Genomic DNA, 16235 nt, shown 5'->3' with positions numbered 1-16235 from the left:
GCTTTCACCTCCTCGCGCGTTCACGTTCCCGCCGGAGAGCGGCCTCCTGCTCGATCTCCAGCTCCAGGCTGGCAAGCAGGAAAAGCTGCTCTCCACGGGGCAATGTCCAGAAAACTCCGGGGCGCAGATGATGCCGCGTCCATATGGAATGAAGCATGGCAGGCAGCCCCCCGGAGGAAATTAGTTTTTTACCTCATCGAGCGAAGTGTTGAACCCGCTCAGGTCCAATACCTCGTCCCCCAACGCGGACAGCTCTCCGGCGAGCAAAATCCGCTTGATGACCTCTTCGCCCGAGCTCGCCTGATATTTGGTCAGCAGCCGGGAGTCCCCCCAGTTGGGGGACACCGTTGCAGCCGAAATCAGCGCTACGTTGAATTGCTCTTCGTCCAGTCTGTCCGCTTTGGCGCCTCGGCGGTCCGAGCGCTCCGTGCAGCGTTCTCTTAATGAGAACACCTGCTTGCCTGTCAATCCCCGCAGCGTTACGGGAATGCCGATCCGCGGAAGGGTCAGCGTTTTTTCCGGCAATTGGTCCGCTTCCAGCAGCTTTTGCAAAATTTGCTCATCAGTCATCGAATGTCAGCCTCCTAGTTTACCGCTTTAATGGGATCGTTCAACGTGTAGCCTTCGAAAGTAAAGGAAATTTCTTCCTTAACTTCTTCCCCGGCCGTCCAGTTCACAAGCTGCAGCTTGTCCAGCATCACATTGTTGATCGTAATGCGCTCAAAGCCGTATGCGTCCGGATCGTCCAGCTTGGACATCAGCGTAAACTTCTCAAAGCCGCGGCTGATCATATCGCTGGTCACTTTGAAGCCGCTGATCGTTCCGGTTCCCTTGAGCGGGCCCCGCTTGTGGCGCACCCACGGATCGCCGGCCAGGTTCAGCTCTTTTTTCTGAATTTCCACATTTGCTTCCATATGATTAAAGTTGGTTTGCCAGACCCCATTGATGAAAACTTGACCATACGTTCCTAAAATTACTCTGCTCGCATCTAAACTCATCGCTTCTGCCTCCTTAATTTACGATAAACGTTCCGAAAATTTGTTCCATCACATCGCTCAAGCGCGCTTCCCACTTGACGTACACTTGGTCCGCCTCCGGCTTAAGCGTTGCGCCTTGACCGTAATAGGACGGATCGAGATACACGCTGAAATTGCCGGAATCGACTACGCCTGCCTGGGACAATGTAAGCATGTACTGCTTGCCCGCTTCAACGAGCGCAAGGCGGCCTTCCTCGGTGTTGTTCACCTTGCCGATATAGTTGTCTTCCGCAGTGCGCAGCAAATCGCCGTTGATGGCGTCCATGACGCGGATCGTGCGGATTTTTTTCCAGGCCGTGCTCTGGCCTTGGCGCAGGCTGATCAGTGAGTTCATGCCGCGCAGCACCTTTACCTTTTGGCCGTCGTGGTACAGCAGGAACACCCCGCTGCGCACGGCCGTCTCCTGCTCGCTGCGCGTCCAGCGGCGATTGACGTCGCTGAACGGAGCCGCCGCATACGTCGTCGACTCGCTCAGCCGCTTGCCGGCGATCAGGCCCGCGACGTAAGCCGCGATCTGCGCCGAGCTGTAGCTCGTGCCGTCAAGCACGGCGCCTACGCCGACATTCACGATGCCTTCGTGATTGAAGGACGCGCTTCGCGCCGCCGCTTTGCTAACGGCATCGGCAGCCGTATCGTCCGCTGCGGAGCCGCCGAGCACGGTGATGATGCCTTTGCCTTCGCTGCGCAAACGGGAAGTCCAGGCTGCAACGGAAGTTTGGATGGTCGAATCCGATACGCCGTCCAGCGACAAAACGTGGAAATCTTGCGTTTCCAACACGCTCAGCGCATTCACATAATCCGCAGCCGCAATGCCGCTCGTGCCGGAGTTCCCCCCGGTCAGCGCCGTTCCGGCAGCTGCAGCCAGCGTTCCGTTGCCCGGAGCGAGCACGGTGGCGTTGATCCAAACATTGCCGCTATTCTGATTCACGCTGTCAGCCGCAGCCTGAACGGAGTTGCCGGCAAATGTGAAAGTTTTCAGCACAGCGGTTCCTTCCAGCAGCTTCAAATCTTTTTTCGTCGAATCTACCGGATTCGTCTGCACGATCACCGTGAAGCCGTTGCCTCTCGTACCTTCGTACTTCGCTTCCAGCTTCAGCACGTCGGCCCCGGCCGAGTCCTTCAGCGTCGCGGCAGCTTTGGCCGCGGACGCATCCGCAAGGCGGTAAGCCAGCACCTTTTTCGGCCCGCCGAGCAAAGAGAGCTTTAATACAGCCGCAGCCGTCGCGCCTCCGCTCAGATCCGTGCCATACGTATCATTGATTCCCTGCTCGCTGACAATTTCCACAAACTGACGAACCGGTCCCCAGTTCGCTTTCACCGGCATAGCTGCAATGCCTTGACTGCCAGGCTCGATCGCGCTTAACGCCGCAGCCTCAAAGTTCATATAAAATCCCGGCAATACGGGACGATCCGTCTGATTCCAAGTTCCACCCGCCATTTATACCTGCACCTTCCTTTGTAAAAAGTTTTGAATGAGTTCTTTCGTGCCTTCAATGGTAAAACTGCTTTCCGCGCTGCCGTGCCATGCCCCCGCCAAAACCTCCGGCGTACAGGCGAACAGCTCCAGCGAATTTGCCATCAGCTCTTCTTTGGAATACAAGCTTTCTTCCGTCTTATTGACCGTTTCTTCCACATTCATCACCTCATTGTTGGATTGTTGTTTCGACATGCATCCCGGCTATAGGCGGGGTGTTGTCCCCGGGCCGTTCAAGCGGACCCGTTAACGTGACCGTGCATATGCCGGTTGCCAGATTGGCCGGCTGGAGCTCTGCTCCGGATGGGGAAATCGTCAGCCATCTGCCGCTTTCCGGCCCGAGGCGCAGCCTGTTTTGGACGGCCATTGCATCCAGCAAAGCCTGTGCGGCTTGCTCGTACTCCTGCGTCGTGCGGGCTGAAATCCGCCCGGCATAACGCTTGCTCAGCCTGTTCGCAACCCCCGCGGACGGGGCCAGCTGCAGGCTTGTGCACTGCCAGGACACGCTCGGCCGGCTGGTGCCCGCGAAACCGCGGTACACCCGCCATCCCGTGCCCAGAACGGCCGCGCTAAAATCGGCCAGCGCCGTGATCCACGCTTCCTGCGTCGCCGTGACCTGCCGCACGATCATGACGCTTTTCATCAAGTATCTGCCGGCTCCGTCGCGATCCTGGATTACAGGCAGCGCCGTAACTTCCGCGGTGTACGTCCTGCCGTTCACTGCGATGAGACCGCCGGAGGGCTCGATCAGCTTGCTCAAAACATTCCAGATGCGCTCCTGCGCCCCGGAAGGAGTTGCGCTTCTGGCCACGAGGGCCAGCTTGCACCACACATCGGGGGCATCAAGCTTGAACTCCGCGCTGCCGCCATGGTGGGTGAGTACGATAAGCTCGCCTGGCGCCTCAGGCACCGTATCGATGACCAGATCGCTGCCGATCGTTCCTTGTCCCGCAGATTGAAGATAAAGAGCCATTTGGCCTGCAATATCCGTAATCATGTTGTCGATCACCTCCTTTCGGCAGCCATTCTGTTTGTTTTGAAATTCAAAACTTTTTTTTCAAAACAAACCTTACCGCTTGGCGCACTCAGGCCGGCTGCAAAACTGCTTCACTCCTTCCCAGCGCCCCCAGACGCAGCCTTTGCACAGTTCAGGTCTGCTAACCGGAGTTATTCCCTCTCTTTGCTTGTCCACTTGATCGCCTCCCTCATTTGTCTACATTACGATCATACCATGATAAAACCCAAACGGACTGCCAACAAGCGGCCAACTTGCGGTCATCCCCCTGACGCCACCGCGCCGGTTAAGCCCGTCTGACTTCCAGCCGCAGCATATAAGCAAGCTTCTCGATAGCTCTCGCTTTTACACGGCGATACGTCCGTTCGCTGAGATTAACCTCGTGGCAGAGCAGAAAATCGTATTCGCATTCCCGCTGCAAATAGCGTTTGCGAATAATTTCCTGCTCCTTGCTTTCCAGGCACAGCAAGGCTTGTTCCAGCTCCTCGCTCAGCTGTCTGAGCTTTTCTTCGGTATCCGCGTTGTAAACCGCAGCCTGCTCGGTCACTTTGCCGATTTTATTCGTGCTTCCGTGGAACCTCGGTTCGTAGCCGGAGATCACTTTCGTCTCCCGCCGTACGAAGCCGATGTGCCGGTAAATTCTCGCGGTCTCCAGCACCCCCTCCACCCGCTTTCTTGTCGCATTCCGGTCTATTTCCATATGATCCAGTAGTTGAGTTGTTTTCAAGCTCATCCCACGCTTTCCTTTTGCTGTTTTGTTATCCTAAACAAATTTTACGCGATTTTGTTTATTTTTTCAACACAAATTGTTAAATTTTTCATCCACTCAAAACAAAATAGCCCTCCGGTCGTTATACAATCTCTCCCGATTATCCCCACCGCATGCAGCTCCCTCCTCCCGGCTACCGCGGCAACCAAAAGTGAAAAAAAGCTCTCCCTGTCACGAATTCATCGGCGGGAGAGCTTTATAATTATCAGCTGTTCAGCTGTGCTTCGATACTTCGCGAGAGCATGTCGATTTCGTCGGTAGGTTCGAACCTTGCGACAACTTGCCCTTGCTTATCAATAAGGAATTTGGTGAAATTCCATTTGATGGAGTCCCCTGGCAGCCACTCCGGATTTTTCTCGGTTATCATCATTTTTAGCAGCTTTACGTTAATATTCGTTTCATCGAATCCTTTGAATGGGGCGGTATTCTTTAAGTAATTGAATAGAGGGTGAGCGTGCAGACCGTTGACTTCAATCTTGGATAAAATTGGGAATTTGACCCCGTAATTGATCTGACAAAATGCTTCCGCTTCCTGATTGTTGCCAGGCTCCTGCTCGCCGAATTGATTGCATGGAAATCCTAGAAATTCCACGCCGGATGCACGGTATTGATCGTAAAGGTGCTGCAGATCGGCAAATTGAGGAGTATACGTACATTTGCTGGCCGTATTGATGATCACGACGGGTTTTCCTTCAAATTCATACAATGGAATTCGCTGGCCGTTGGACTTGCGTACTGTAAAATCATAAATAGTTGCCATGATGTCACCTCTTTTTTTGAGTTAAATATAGTATAAACGTTTTTGAAAATACTTTCGATTCACAAACCTCTTTCTATCATATATTATTATGTTAGATGAGATTTTCGAGTAAATACGACAAAAAGTTCAACAGACTTTATATCGCAGGATATTCCGAGTCCAACACATATGCATGAGGTGTAATCGTGGTTACTATTGTAAAGAGAATCTTCTTATTGCTCTTAATTGGCGTCACATTGCTATCCCCCACCACATCAGGTTCAAGCTACTTTTATCGGGATCAGGTCGCCATACTATTATACCATCATCTTAGTCCAACAGATCAAAGCAATGTAACGATTACCCCTGCGCTGTTTCGAAGTCAATTGGAATTTCTTAAGAATAAAGGCTATAACTTTATCAGCATGGACGATTTCAAAAATTTCATGACCGGCAAGCCCGTGCCCGATAATGCGGTGTTAGTGACTTTCGACGACAGCTACAAGAGCATTTACGAATATGCGCACCCTATATTGAAGGAACTTGGCATTCCTGCGGTTAATTTCGTTATCACTCAAGATTTGACTCAGCCGTTTAGCGGCAAACTGCCCTCTCTTACTGAACAAGACGTAAAGGAAATGTCAGAAAATCAAATGGACATACAATGCCATTCCGATCGGCTCCATCGTAAAATCAATAACACCGAGCCCATGTTGACCGCAAGGATTGACGAAAACGGAAATCAAGAAACCGAAGAAGCTTACACTAGCAGAATTACCAACGATACCCAAGCATGCATCGCTAAGTTGAATCGAATTACATCGACCAACATTGATTCTTACGCTTACCCCTTTGGCAGTTATAATAAGGCTTCAATCGATCTCATTCGGAAGGCCGGAATCAAATACGCATTCACTACTGCCAGCGAAATAGCTACCAGAAACGATGATCCTCTGCAAATTCCTAGAATAAGTGCCGGCAACCCTGCGATAACGCCTTGGAACTTACACAATGCTATCCTTAAACGGTCCATCGATTTATATCAAACATTCGACTATGTCCCGCTTAGAGAGACCGTCAATCAAATCGGCGGAATCGTAATTCGGGATAATCAAGGAAACATAAATGTGTATTTTAAAGACAATCACTGGATATTCACCCCTGATCAACTAACCGTGCTAAAAAATAATCAACCATTCCTGAACTTATCCAAGCCGCTTAAGTCGCAAAATCGAAAAACCTACATTCTTTTGAATGACCTGAAAAATATTTTAGAAATGCAAATCTTTTATAGTTCAAACAAACAAAGTTTTCTGTCAAGATCTACACCCTCAATCGAACAAACAGGGGCTAGTCCCTGATCTCTCAAACCACCGCACATGCGGGTGCGCGATTAAAGAAAATAGCCCTTCATTCCAAATAAGGAAGAAGGGCTTCTCTGCTGCTAAAATCTTTTCCGGGGGTCTCCCGGATTGCACAGCTCGGTCAGTTTGCCATGAGCTTCTTTGTAAATACGCTGCAGCATTTGAACTTTGTCAAAGTCGGGGTCTCCAGGGCCGTAATGCTGCAGAAACATTTTTTGCAAAATGCCCGAATACAGCTGGATTCGCTCCTGAACGAAATTCATTTCCAATTCCAGCACTTCTTCCATGGTATGGCTTGCGATAAAATCATCCAAATGATCCGGCGCATCGGACAATCTATCGGATTGTACCGACTCCCGCTCTTCTGTATGGGGATCGAGATTAATGCTCGTCCTGATCGAAGACATCCCGATGTTCTCTTTTGCGCACAAAACGTGAAAATTTTTATTTTTCACAAGCTCTCCTACGACCAGCCGGCACATCTCCTTGTTCTGCAGCAGTATGCCTTCAAATGGATGAAGCGTCCAATTCCCATGATTGCTATACAAATTAAAAGTAAACCATTCCGTGCCGTAGAGCGTCCGGATATTTATCGTATTTCCATCTATAATTTCAAATGTGAAGTCCAGCATACGGCTCCCCCTTAGCAAACACATGTAAAAGCGGGGAGATTGTTCCCCCTACTTTTTCGCATTCATGATAGATTCCGCTTTTTCCGAGCTTGCAACGACAATGAGAACAACGACGATCGAACCGATAACGATACCGCTTATCACTCCAACACCCTCTATTAAAAAATCGCCTTTTTAAGAGGATATGCCGGAGCGCTTCATTCTATACGTTAAAAGGTTTGCATCAGCATCGGTTTCTCGACATGACTGGCCAAAATATTATACTTCGGCTTCAAAACGGGTATCGCTTCATCAAGCAGCAATTGCACCGCAAGGTACGGGAAGTTAATTCCGGATAAACAGGAAACGTGAAGACCGCCGGACATCCGCGGATTAATTTCCAGCAATTTCGGAACCCCATCCTTATACTTCATTTGAATGTTGTAGTTGTAAGGAATTTTGTATGCAGCGGCTACCCGGTTCGCTATGGCTAACAGCTCCTCGTTCTCCTCAAGCAGCCGAAGTCTTCCCCCTGCTTTGCGTCGCGGCACTGCTGCAACGAGCTCTCCATGCTTCGTTGCAAGGCAATCGATGCTGTACTCATAGCCATCCAGGTGCTCCATCACCATAAGCTCGTCAAATGTGCCGGCTTTGGCAAGTATGCCGCAGACCTGATCGATCGACATATACCGGTGAACCGCTCCAAAAAGATCATTCAATTCGTCCCGTTCATTGTCAATAATGCGGAACCCCATTCCGCCTTCGGCGCTGGTCGGTTTGAAACATACTCTATGCCCTTTGGCCGCCAGTTTTTCATACGCTTTTCTGAAATCTTCCGCATTGTCCACAACTTCATATTCCGGTATTTCCATAACCTGCGTCAGGGCAACCGATTCGTAGAATTTCTGCTTCACCATCATCCGCTCAAGCAATTCGGTATCCCGGCAAACCATCACCTGCGTGCCCTGCGTTTCGAAACGATCGATATTTTTCGCGATGTCCAGCATATGCAGCCTCGGAATGAACACGTCAATTTCGTGCTCTCGGCAAAATTCCAGACAAAACTCCACATACTCGTCTCCCTTGAGAGCAGGCTCGGTTTCGGCGTAATCGCAGGCCTGAAGGGACATGTGGTTGCGGTCCGGGTGCGTTCCGTAAAGGCGGAACTTGTTGCCATCCTCGTTATCGCGAATCATGGTCATATAGTGATAAGCTACGGAAAACCAGCGGTTGAACCATACACGGACTTCCTTCATCTTCAGTTGCACTCCCTTTTTATTGTTGCTGGCCCTGATGTTCCAATAGCCGCAGCGAGACGTAATCGACAATTTCATCTGAGGCGCGAATTCCCGATCTTTCCGTAAAATGGTAGTTGGCGGGGGAACCCTTTTTCAAATGCTCCCTGTACAGTTCGCCATGCTTGGGGACTACTGCGAAATCGGCTTCATTCAACATGCCCTGATCCAGCAAAGAATCCCCGGAAGCAATGACGGTGTCCGACTGCACGATCTCCCGGAGGTGAGCGACTGCGTCCTGTTTATTGACCGCGCCGGGCACCACATATATTTTTCTGCCCTGGACGGAGACGTTCCAGCCCTTGCTTTGCAGCAATTCCGAGACTTGCTGCACTTCCGGCTGCGGCATTTTCTCCCTTTGAATAACATACGAAAAAAACAACTCGTCGCAAAAGCGTTCGCCAAGCACCCATTCAGGAGCCGCAATTTCTTGAAAAATGTGCCGGACTTCCTGCCAATTGGTGCTGGAATGAAGCATTTTCCGCTGCATCTGCCCGTTCCATGCCTGATCCGGCTGTCCGTCCACCAGTATATTGCCGCCATTGCTTGTAATCGCATATTGGGGCTTGATGTTCAATGCAAACAAATGAATCCGCCGGTACTGCGCCATCGTTCTGGTCGTTACGGGAATGAACCGCAGCCTGGCGTCCAGAGCGCTTAGCTGCTGCTGCACGTAATCGGAGACATAAGACTGCACGCGGTCTTCAACGATTTCGGCGGGAGACATCGGATACTCCGATGAAAGCTCCAATCCGTGCGACCGTTCGGAATAGATCAAAGTCTGGTCCAAATCACTGGCAAAGATCATTCGCTCCGCTCTCCTTTAAGCGGCTTAATGATTCCGCAGCAGGAATACGTCAATCCGGGGAAAACTTCTACAGACACGCTGCGCTCGGCAGCCAGAAGCATGATGTGCTGAAGATTGGGATTATCCAAACGATCAACCAAAATTTTCCAAGGTACTCTTCTAAGCAGCACTCTCGTCGTTTCGCCAACGCCCGGCTTTACAAGATTCACATCGGCAATGCCAAAATGCCGCTGAATCGCTTCAATGTCCCGCAGCCCTTGCCACGTGGGCGCATCATCTCTATTCAGTATGTTCCGTGCATCGTCCATGGCCTGTGCGCCAATCTCATCAAAATAAGCTGCAATTGTGTCGATGAACAGCCCGGAGACATCGTTATCCAGCCATTCCTTGTAATATTTCGCCCCATGAAAATCGGCCGGCCCGATGAGATCTTTCCGGTGTACCGTCCGGCTCATCAGCCCGGAAACGGTTGAATTCAGACACGCGCTCGGAATTAAAAAATCTTCCCTCGTCCCATACGTATCCGAACAGTGTCCCGGGTCCGCCAAAACCGCAAGATCGTCATCGAGCTTGACGCCGTATTCGGCCTCGAACCGGCTGCAGGCCTCGATGAGCACCCGGCGAATGGCTCCTTTGCCGGTCCAGCCGTCTACAAACTGGATATGCTCGCTTTGGTGCTCCTGCAGCATGTAGATCAGTGCGTTCTCGTCAATTCCTTTGCCACGAATAATGGAAATGCTGTAATGCTGCAAGTTTATGCCATACTTCATAAGGACGTATCTTTTTATTAAAATGCCGATCGGTGTCCCGGCCCGGGCCAGGGAGACGAGTACGGCTTGTTTTCCTTTTTTGTGCAGGATGAGCTCAGCGACAGTGCCGGCGGCAAGCGCGACTTTTTTCGCGCTCTGCTGCAGCGTCTCGTGAAATAACGCAACATACGGTTCGGACGGTTGATACTCCACAGGAAGCATTTCCGAATAATGAACCCCGGATTGAATCGCTTCCTCCCGGTCTTCCGTCCCCTTTTCCAGACTGGCATCGCTAATATCCTTCAACAAAAAAGTGACGTCATCAGGCGAATAACTGCCCATAGGCACAGGAGGATGGACCATTTTGGTCAAAAAAGGATTCGTCATAGAAAAAGCTCCTTTAAGTCGTAAGTAGGAGGCGAGAAAAAAACAAAAGTAATTTGCGGGATATCCAGTTGATCCAATGCCCTTTTTAACGGCAGCAGCTGCCCGGGCCCGGTCTCTCTTTCCAAAAAAACGAACAGATCTGTGTAAGAGTGTCCCTTCACATTGTACAAATAATTGATGATTTGCTCGTCGTCCGGGGACGGGTACGCGTATGCCGATTGTATGGCATAGCCTTGTTCGGGCGAAGGATGTATGGGGCTTCTGGTCGTCGATTGATAGTAGACCTGATCCCCCATCTCCCCCGCAATCCGCATCGGAATGAACATGAACTCGCCGGTGCCGAGGCAGAGCGTCTTGCCTCCAAGCCTCAATGCTCTCAGCCTTTCCGCCGTGCGGGCGACGGAGTCATTCAAGTCCCGGTTATGTTCCGGTTCCAGGCCGAACCGGCCCGTATGCCGCAAATAAACGGCTGCGTTCACGTCCCCCTTGCAGTCTGCAGAATAGAACGGCATGTGGGCAAAATCTTCCGCAACGTTGACAACGCCATATTGAGGCCGAACTACGGAGTCGCTCATTTGCAAAGGCTTCGCTTGCTCGATCGGCCCGCCTGTTACTTGAATCGTTCCTTTCAACAGAGATACGACCTGAATCGTAATCCCCGTCTCCTTCTCCAAGCGGGCGTACGCCTCTTCGTCTTCCGCCGTCCTCCAATCCAAAAGGGCGGCTACGATATATGTAGTGCGGGGGTATTTCCGCTGAATTTCGCGTATGATATTCAAGGAAGTTTTGCCCGTCGTGATTTCGTCGTCAATTAAAACGACCGGATCAGTCCCTTGCAAAAAATTCGCCGCCTGCGGATAACAATAATGCGAGGTCGCATGCGAATGTTCTTCCTCAAAATGAATCGCAGAATCGATCCTGCTGCCGCTAAAGAAAACCTGTTCGCGAGTCGTGTGGAAATAACCGACGCCCGCCCTGAACGCCTCATAGGCGCTGTGGCCGATGGCGGTGGCGGTTTCCGCGAACCCGATCATTTTCAGCTCCATAGGCGGCTCAAGATTTTCCCTGCCAAGCTTTTCATAAGCTTCCCTGGCTTTGGCCGGCTGCTGAAAAGCTTGCACGATATCCCGCATGAGGGACTCCTTGCGCTGTCCCCCTGCCCGCTCATAAATGAGTAGAGAGAGCGACGCTCCGCTTAACAGGGAGACATGCGGTTGAACCGGAATATGCTTGCCGAGAATTTTGCTTACGAACAGGAACGACCGCTTCTTATTGACCCTCGCAGCCATGGAAAACAGACAATCCGGAGGAATATCATAGGGATTATGGGTAACGTTCACTTGAACCTTCAAATCCCCCAATACGTCATAGGTAAGCTTGATGGGATTGTTGCAGGAGTGAGATAAAATGTTGTTTTTCATGTAGCACCCCATAAATTTTTGATCGTGCCATTATTCTTCTTGCCCATGTCAGATGGGGTTTGATTTCGTTCATCTTATTCGAATATTCGCTCTTCAGAACGCCCAGATAACCATGCGTATTGCCGATGATGCTCTCCGCGTCCAAATATTCCTCATGACTTACGGTATACAGGCACTGTACGGGCTTGATATGTGTCGGATGGATGATCGTCTTTCCGATAATGCCGTTTTCTTTATCCAATATAACCTCCCGAATGAGGCCGTCCACATATTTGGAAATGTACTGCTGCCGAAGCTTGCGCCCTTGCCTGCCAAATACTTCTTCAAAAGGAGTTTGTCTCAATTGAGGCTTGATGACCCGTTCCCGGCTCGAAAAATATTCCCATACCGGACCGGAAATGACGTAATGGCTGTCCCATCGCCCAAAAATGTTAATAATATCGGCTATGCAATCCCGAATCGTAGCGATGTCGTAAATGGTCATATCGGGACTTCTGCGCAAACCGAATAGACTGGAAAAATCCGTAGCGCCGATGCGGACATTCAGCACATACTCTTTGTTGCCGTCCAAAATAGTCTTAATCGCCAAAAGGGTATCGATGCGGGTTTCCTTATACAGAATGCCCGCGATTTCCAGGATCGGCATGCCGTACAATACGGGAACGCCGCTTCCTCTTGCCCGATTGTACCGCTGCAAAATTTCGAAAAATCTCCCGCCGTTGACCGGCGAAAATTTCGGAAAAACAAAACCAAGAATGAGTTCAATATGATGCTCAAGCCGGGCAATCATCCGTTCAAGCTGCTCTTCATCACGTACGCGTATGAAAATAAGCGGCAGTTTATCCCGGCATAGCGTTCCGATCGTAATAAAGGAAGATATCCGAAATAGCTGCTGGAGCAAAGAATCCTCCGCCTGCCGAACCTCGTGGTCACCGATCGCATCCTCAAGATCGATGACCATCGATACGAGTCCTTCATGCTTTCCAAACACAATATCATCAGCAATCGTTTGACGAGTTGCCGGCATATACAAGGCAGCGCCAACCGAATACGCAAGCAATTCTTTATCCGAACGGTTGTCGAATTGCTCCGGCGGCGAGAAGAAGAGATCTTTTTCCTCTTCCAAGCTTAAATACTGGAAATACTTCATGCCGACCCTCCTGAACTCGGGTAAAAAAATCTCCCCTTATATTGGAGAGACTATGTTTTGAGCGATGCTTTTTACAAATGTTCGGGCAGCAATCGGCTATGCTTTGGCCGAATCGCCCTTTTTCCGCATAGCGCTGAAGATGATCGTCCCTACGAAAACGGCAATGAGTACAGAGAAGAACACAACGTGCGAGACATGGAGACCGAATGCGGCTGCGATCATCTTAAGTCCGATAATAATGATCAGGATAAAAGCGGCTTTCTCCAGCTCGGGGAATTTTTCGATCAGTCTCAGGAAAACCTGAGCGACTCCGCGCATCATAAGGACGCCCAGAATACCGCCAAGGAACAGTACCCATACCTTCTCGCTGACTCCGAATGCGGCCAGAACGCTATCCACGCTAAAAGCAATATCCATCAATTCGACGGCAAGCACCGTTCTCCAAAATGAATAGCCTTTATTTGCGACTTCCTCGCCTTCCGGCTCCTCTTTTTTAAGAAACAGGTTGCTGATGGCAATCCACAGCAAATACAAGCCGCCGACCACTTTAACCCACGTGATTTGCACGAGAAACGTTCCGACGCCAATGGCCAGGAAGCGAAAAACATAAGCACCGATGAGGCCGTAAAAAAGCGCCTTCTTCTGCTGCTCTTTAGGGAGATGCCTGACCATTACGGCCAGAACCAGAGCGTTGTCTGCGGAAAGCAGTCCCTCAAGCAGAATCAAAGTTCCGATGATCCCCCAGTTTACAGGATCGCTGACTGTCGCCACAATGACATTCCAGCTAAAAAACGATGAAAAATTGTTGATAAAACTGGTAAAAAAGTCTGCCAAAGTCGAACCCTCCCGGCTCATTTAAAAATGCTATTTGCTTCCGGCTACCCAGCGCAATCCCCAATTGTAGGCGTTATCCAAATCCCGATGCCCCGAATAATACTGTACCAGCCTTTCGATGCTCAGCGTTTCGTTATCGCTGTTTTGGATCATGGCGATGGCGCACATCGGCAATCTGTTGTTGTGCTCGTCCATCTTAACCACGATATCCGGGCCATCCTGCTGCTTGATCGTTACGACCCCGTCGGCTTCAGCCCAGTTCGCAACGCCTTCGTAAATAAAAGCAAAAATCAAAATACGCTTAATCTCGGACAGCTTGTTGCCGTTAATCCGAATGTTCTCGCCGGTTGACACGGACCCTGTACGATCATCGCCATCGAGCGATATGAAGGGCTCCCGGTTTAACGAGCCGAACGATCCGCCGAGCGCTTGGATGACGCCCTTTTCACCCGATTTCAATTCATACAAACAAGCAAGATCAAGATCCACCCCGGTTTTTCGTTTGAAAAAGCCGCCTGATTTCGTTTGATTCCAGTTCAGGTTGACAAGAATTTCTCCCAATGCACCGGAAGCTTTCTTTTGAAGATTAATCTTGTCTCCCTTTTTCTTGAGCTCAATTTTCGAAAGATTGACCGGATTCGGACTGGGCGGAGCTGGGGGCGGTTGAGGCGGTGTCGCTTGCGTAACTCGATTAACGGGCTGGGGTACCGGATTGCTCAGCGGGGAATTCTGCTCTTCCGTCACTTCAATGCCAAAACTCGCGCAAAGTGCCTGAAGCCCCCCCGAAAAGCCCGCTCCTATTGCATTAAACTTCCAATCGCTGTTGTACCTGTAGAACTCTCCGACAACGATTGCCGTTTCTACGGAAAACTGATTGCCAAGGTCATATTTCAATATCTCCGCACCGCTGCTTTCGTCTGCGACGCTAAGATACAACTGGCTAACTTCATTAAAACGCTGTCCGCGCTTCTCGCCTTCATGAATGGTAAGCGTTACAGCCAATTTCTCTATGTGCGCAGGAACAGCGCTCAAGTCGATGCGGAACAATTTGTTGGCCGGCGATGAAGCGGGCGCTTCGGTATACTTTATGTATTGGCCTGCCTCAGGATTGTTATAGAAGATCAGATGGTCGTCGCTTGGAACCTTGCCGCCGGCGGCGAGCAAAAATGCGGATGTATCCAGTTCTATATGGGCCGGCGCCTTCCAGCCGAGACTGACCGCAATCCGCGAAAGTCCTGGATTGTTTTTGGTGATATCGGCCTTTTGCCCTTTAATAACCTGTATCGTCATCGTTTGCATACACCTTCCCTGAATAAATAAACAGGGTGAACAGACTCAGGTATCGCTCACCCTTTGCAATTGTGTATTACGTTATACAGGAAGTCCGTAATTGCGGCATAAAGCGGCCAATCCACCTGAGAATCCGCTGCCCACAGCCTGGAATTTCCATTCCGTTCCGGACGCATCGCGATATAACTCGCAAATAACGACCGCAGTTTCAACCGAGAAATCTTCGCCCAAGTCATAGCGGAGCACTTCGCGATTGGACACTTCATCCACTACGCGAACAAAAGCGTTGGATACTTGACCGAAGTTCTGGCTGCGGCTCTCCGCATCGTGAATCGTAACGGTGATGCCGATGCGGGAAATATGCGCAGGAACTTTGCTGAAATCGATTTTGATCTGCTCGTCGTCGCCGTCGCCTTCACCGGTACGATTATCGCCGGTATGCTGAACGGAACCGCTGCCGCCGATCAGACGATTGTAAAACACGAAATCGTCTTCCCCTTTGGCTTTTCCGTCCTGGTGAATCAAAAATGCTGAGGCGTCGAGGTCAAAATCATGTCCGCCGTTATATTTGTTCGTATCCCAGCCCAATCCGATAATGACTTTCGTCAGACCCGGGTTTGTTTTCGTAAGATCGATACGCTGGCCTTTTGATAAATTAATCGACATGTTTTGGTACCTCCTGTTTCTGTTTAGCCAACTTGAAGGCCGTAATCGGCGCACAAGCCTGCAAGCCCGTTTTTGTACCCGCTGCCGATCGCATTGAATTTCCATTCGCCGCTGTGACGGTACAGCTCGCCGACAACGACAGCCGTTTCGATAGAGAAATCTTCGCCCAAATCGTAGCGGATCAGCTCTTCGCCGTTCGCTTCGTTTACGATGCGCGCGTATGCATTGGAAACTTGTCCGAAATTTTGGCTGCGCACGTCCGCTTCGTGGATCGTAATGCAAAAAGCGACTTTCTCTACATCGGCAGGAATGGAGGCAAGATCGATATGTATGGTCTCGTCGTCGCCGTCGCCCGCTCCGGTCCGGTTATCTCCGCCGTGCACGACAGAACCGTTTTCGTTCTGCTTGTTGCCGTAAAAAACGAAATTTTTGTCGGAGCTGACTTTTCCGCTTCCGTTAGCCAAAAATACGGACGCGTCCAGGTCAAAATCGGAACCGCCGTCATATTTTTTCGTGTCCCAGCCCAGACCGACAATTACTTTTGCAAGTCCCGGATTCGTTTTGGTAAGATCAACTTTTTGCCCTTTGGAAAGACTAATTGCCATTGTTATGACCTCTTTCTATAT

Annotated in this window: 20 protein-coding genes; 1 reads left to right on the top strand and 19 read right to left on the bottom strand. The window is 50.4% G+C overall.

Annotated features, from left to right (window positions below; translation table 11 throughout):
- Positions 1–4 precede the first annotated feature (4 nt).
- The 9 genes from AC3G2T_RS01990 to AC3G2T_RS01950 form a co-directional block, all read right to left on the bottom strand.
- Complete coding sequence (locus AC3G2T_RS01990) at positions 5–157, bottom strand: hypothetical protein (protein ID WP_474683990.1); 153 nt, start codon at positions 155–157, stop codon at positions 5–7.
- Positions 158–180: 23 nt separating this feature from the next.
- On the bottom strand, positions 181–570 hold the full coding sequence (locus tag AC3G2T_RS01985; protein WP_474683989.1) for a phage tail assembly chaperone: 390 nt from the start codon (positions 568–570) through the stop codon (positions 181–183).
- A 14-nt stretch (positions 571–584) separates the two neighbouring features.
- The gene (locus AC3G2T_RS01980; protein WP_474683988.1) at positions 585–998 is read right to left on the bottom strand and encodes a phage tail tube protein; all 414 of its coding nucleotides are present in this window, start codon (positions 996–998) and stop codon (positions 585–587) included.
- A 13-nt stretch (positions 999–1011) separates the two neighbouring features.
- Entirely contained in the window at positions 1012–2475 is a 1464-nt protein-coding gene (locus tag AC3G2T_RS01975) for a phage tail sheath family protein (RefSeq protein ID WP_488434339.1), read from the bottom strand.
- Complete coding sequence (locus AC3G2T_RS01970) at positions 2476–2706, bottom strand: YqzN/YkzM domain-containing protein (protein WP_474683986.1); 231 nt, start codon at positions 2704–2706, stop codon at positions 2476–2478.
- The gene (locus AC3G2T_RS01965; protein WP_474683985.1) at positions 2681–3508 is read right to left on the bottom strand and encodes a minor capsid protein; all 828 of its coding nucleotides are present in this window, start codon (positions 3506–3508) and stop codon (positions 2681–2683) included. Before AC3G2T_RS01965 ends, AC3G2T_RS01970 begins: the two co-directional genes overlap by 26 nt.
- Positions 3509–3580: 72 nt before the next feature.
- The gene (locus AC3G2T_RS01960; protein ID WP_474683984.1) at positions 3581–3703 is read right to left on the bottom strand and encodes a hypothetical protein; all 123 of its coding nucleotides are present in this window, start codon (positions 3701–3703) and stop codon (positions 3581–3583) included.
- Positions 3704–3812: 109 nt separating this feature from the next.
- Entirely contained in the window at positions 3813–4259 is a 447-nt protein-coding gene (locus AC3G2T_RS01955) for an ArpU family phage packaging/lysis transcriptional regulator (protein WP_474683983.1), read from the bottom strand.
- Positions 4260–4500: 241 nt separating this feature from the next.
- Positions 4501–5055, bottom strand: coding sequence for a glutathione peroxidase (locus tag AC3G2T_RS01950; RefSeq protein WP_474683982.1), 555 nt, complete (start codon positions 5053–5055; stop codon positions 4501–4503).
- A 185-nt stretch (positions 5056–5240) separates the two neighbouring features.
- Here AC3G2T_RS01950 and AC3G2T_RS01945 point away from each other — a divergent pair, with 185 nt between their 5' ends.
- Positions 5241–6395: a polysaccharide deacetylase family protein gene (locus AC3G2T_RS01945; protein WP_488434338.1), complete on the top strand. Its 1155-nt coding sequence runs from the start codon at positions 5241–5243 to the stop codon at positions 6393–6395.
- Positions 6396–6478: 83 nt separating this feature from the next.
- Here AC3G2T_RS01945 and AC3G2T_RS01940 read toward each other — a convergent pair whose 3' ends face one another.
- The 10 genes from AC3G2T_RS01940 to AC3G2T_RS01895 form a co-directional block, all read right to left on the bottom strand.
- Positions 6479–7030 carry a hypothetical protein gene (locus AC3G2T_RS01940; RefSeq protein ID WP_488434337.1) on the bottom strand — a complete coding sequence of 184 codons (552 nt, stop codon included), beginning with the start codon at positions 7028–7030 and terminating at the stop codon, positions 6479–6481.
- 209 nt (positions 7031–7239) lie between these two features.
- On the bottom strand, positions 7240–8265 hold the full coding sequence (locus AC3G2T_RS01935) for an ATP-grasp domain-containing protein (protein WP_488434336.1): 1026 nt from the start codon (positions 8263–8265) through the stop codon (positions 7240–7242).
- Positions 8266–8284: 19 nt separating this feature from the next.
- Positions 8285–9112 carry an HAD family hydrolase gene (locus AC3G2T_RS01930; protein WP_488434335.1) on the bottom strand — a complete coding sequence of 276 codons (828 nt, stop codon included), beginning with the start codon at positions 9110–9112 and terminating at the stop codon, positions 8285–8287.
- A complete protein-coding gene (locus tag AC3G2T_RS01925) occupies positions 9109–10248 on the bottom strand; it encodes a cysteine protease StiP family protein (RefSeq protein WP_488434334.1) in 1140 nt (379 codons plus the stop codon). The genes AC3G2T_RS01930 and AC3G2T_RS01925 overlap by 4 nt, the downstream gene beginning before the upstream one ends.
- A complete protein-coding gene (locus tag AC3G2T_RS01920) occupies positions 10245–11669 on the bottom strand; it encodes a phosphoribosyltransferase family protein (protein ID WP_488434333.1) in 1425 nt (474 codons plus the stop codon). Before AC3G2T_RS01920 ends, AC3G2T_RS01925 begins: the two co-directional genes overlap by 4 nt.
- A complete protein-coding gene (locus tag AC3G2T_RS01915; protein WP_474683975.1) occupies positions 11614–12819 on the bottom strand; it encodes an HpcH/HpaI aldolase/citrate lyase family protein in 1206 nt (401 codons plus the stop codon). Before AC3G2T_RS01915 ends, AC3G2T_RS01920 begins: the two co-directional genes overlap by 56 nt.
- Positions 12820–12915: 96 nt before the next feature.
- Entirely contained in the window at positions 12916–13653 is a 738-nt protein-coding gene (locus AC3G2T_RS01910) for a TerC family protein (protein ID WP_488434332.1), read from the bottom strand.
- A gap of 30 nt (positions 13654–13683) precedes the next feature.
- The gene (locus tag AC3G2T_RS01905; RefSeq protein WP_488434331.1) at positions 13684–14943 is read right to left on the bottom strand and encodes a TerD family protein; all 1260 of its coding nucleotides are present in this window, start codon (positions 14941–14943) and stop codon (positions 13684–13686) included.
- A gap of 81 nt (positions 14944–15024) precedes the next feature.
- A complete protein-coding gene (locus tag AC3G2T_RS01900) occupies positions 15025–15609 on the bottom strand; it encodes a TerD family protein (protein ID WP_474683972.1) in 585 nt (194 codons plus the stop codon).
- 23 nt (positions 15610–15632) lie between these two features.
- Complete coding sequence (locus tag AC3G2T_RS01895; RefSeq protein WP_474683971.1) at positions 15633–16214, bottom strand: TerD family protein; 582 nt, start codon at positions 16212–16214, stop codon at positions 15633–15635.
- Positions 16215–16235: the final 21 nt, after the last annotated feature.

It is taken from the genome of Paenibacillus sp. sgz302191 (assembly GCF_057749925.1).
Note: the sequence above shows the minus strand (reverse complement) of the source record. Positions and strands in the feature narration are given on the sequence as shown.

Excerpts from the sequence above, each read along its gene's own strand:
- AC3G2T_RS01980 (WP_474683988.1), bottom strand. The coding sequence starts at position 998 with ATGAGTTTAGATGCGAGCAGAGTAATTTTAGGAACGTATGGTCAAGTT.
- AC3G2T_RS01955 (WP_474683983.1), bottom strand. The coding sequence starts at position 4,259 with ATGAGCTTGAAAACAACTCAACTACTGGATCATATGGAAATAGACCGG.
- AC3G2T_RS01940 (WP_488434337.1), bottom strand. The coding sequence starts at position 7,030 with ATGCTGGACTTCACATTTGAAATTATAGATGGAAATACGATAAATATC.
- AC3G2T_RS01895 (WP_474683971.1), bottom strand. The coding sequence starts at position 16,214 with ATGGCAATTAGTCTTTCCAAAGGGCAAAAAGTTGATCTTACCAAAACG.
- AC3G2T_RS01900 (WP_474683972.1), bottom strand. The coding sequence starts at position 15,609 with ATGTCGATTAATTTATCAAAAGGCCAGCGTATCGATCTTACGAAAACA.
- AC3G2T_RS01925 (WP_488434334.1), bottom strand. The coding sequence starts at position 10,248 with ATGACGAATCCTTTTTTGACCAAAATGGTCCATCCTCCTGTGCCTATG.
- AC3G2T_RS01920 (WP_488434333.1), bottom strand. The coding sequence starts at position 11,669 with ATGAAAAACAACATTTTATCTCACTCCTGCAACAATCCCATCAAGCTT.
- AC3G2T_RS01970 (WP_474683986.1), bottom strand. The coding sequence starts at position 2,706 with ATGTCGAAACAACAATCCAACAATGAGGTGATGAATGTGGAAGAAACG.
- AC3G2T_RS01950 (WP_474683982.1), bottom strand. The coding sequence starts at position 5,055 with ATGGCAACTATTTATGATTTTACAGTACGCAAGTCCAACGGCCAGCGA.
- AC3G2T_RS01975 (WP_488434339.1), bottom strand. The coding sequence starts at position 2,475 with ATGGCGGGTGGAACTTGGAATCAGACGGATCGTCCCGTATTGCCGGGA.
- AC3G2T_RS01935 (WP_488434336.1), bottom strand. The coding sequence starts at position 8,265 with ATGAAGGAAGTCCGTGTATGGTTCAACCGCTGGTTTTCCGTAGCTTAT.
- AC3G2T_RS01915 (WP_474683975.1), bottom strand. The coding sequence starts at position 12,819 with ATGAAGTATTTCCAGTATTTAAGCTTGGAAGAGGAAAAAGATCTCTTC.
- AC3G2T_RS01905 (WP_488434331.1), bottom strand. The coding sequence starts at position 14,943 with ATGACGATACAGGTTATTAAAGGGCAAAAGGCCGATATCACCAAAAAC.
- AC3G2T_RS01990 (WP_474683990.1), bottom strand. The coding sequence starts at position 157 with ATGCTTCATTCCATATGGACGCGGCATCATCTGCGCCCCGGAGTTTTC.
- AC3G2T_RS01965 (WP_474683985.1), bottom strand. The coding sequence starts at position 3,508 with ATGATTACGGATATTGCAGGCCAAATGGCTCTTTATCTTCAATCTGCG.
- AC3G2T_RS01985 (WP_474683989.1), bottom strand. The coding sequence starts at position 570 with ATGACTGATGAGCAAATTTTGCAAAAGCTGCTGGAAGCGGACCAATTG.
- AC3G2T_RS01930 (WP_488434335.1), bottom strand. The coding sequence starts at position 9,112 with ATGATCTTTGCCAGTGATTTGGACCAGACTTTGATCTATTCCGAACGG.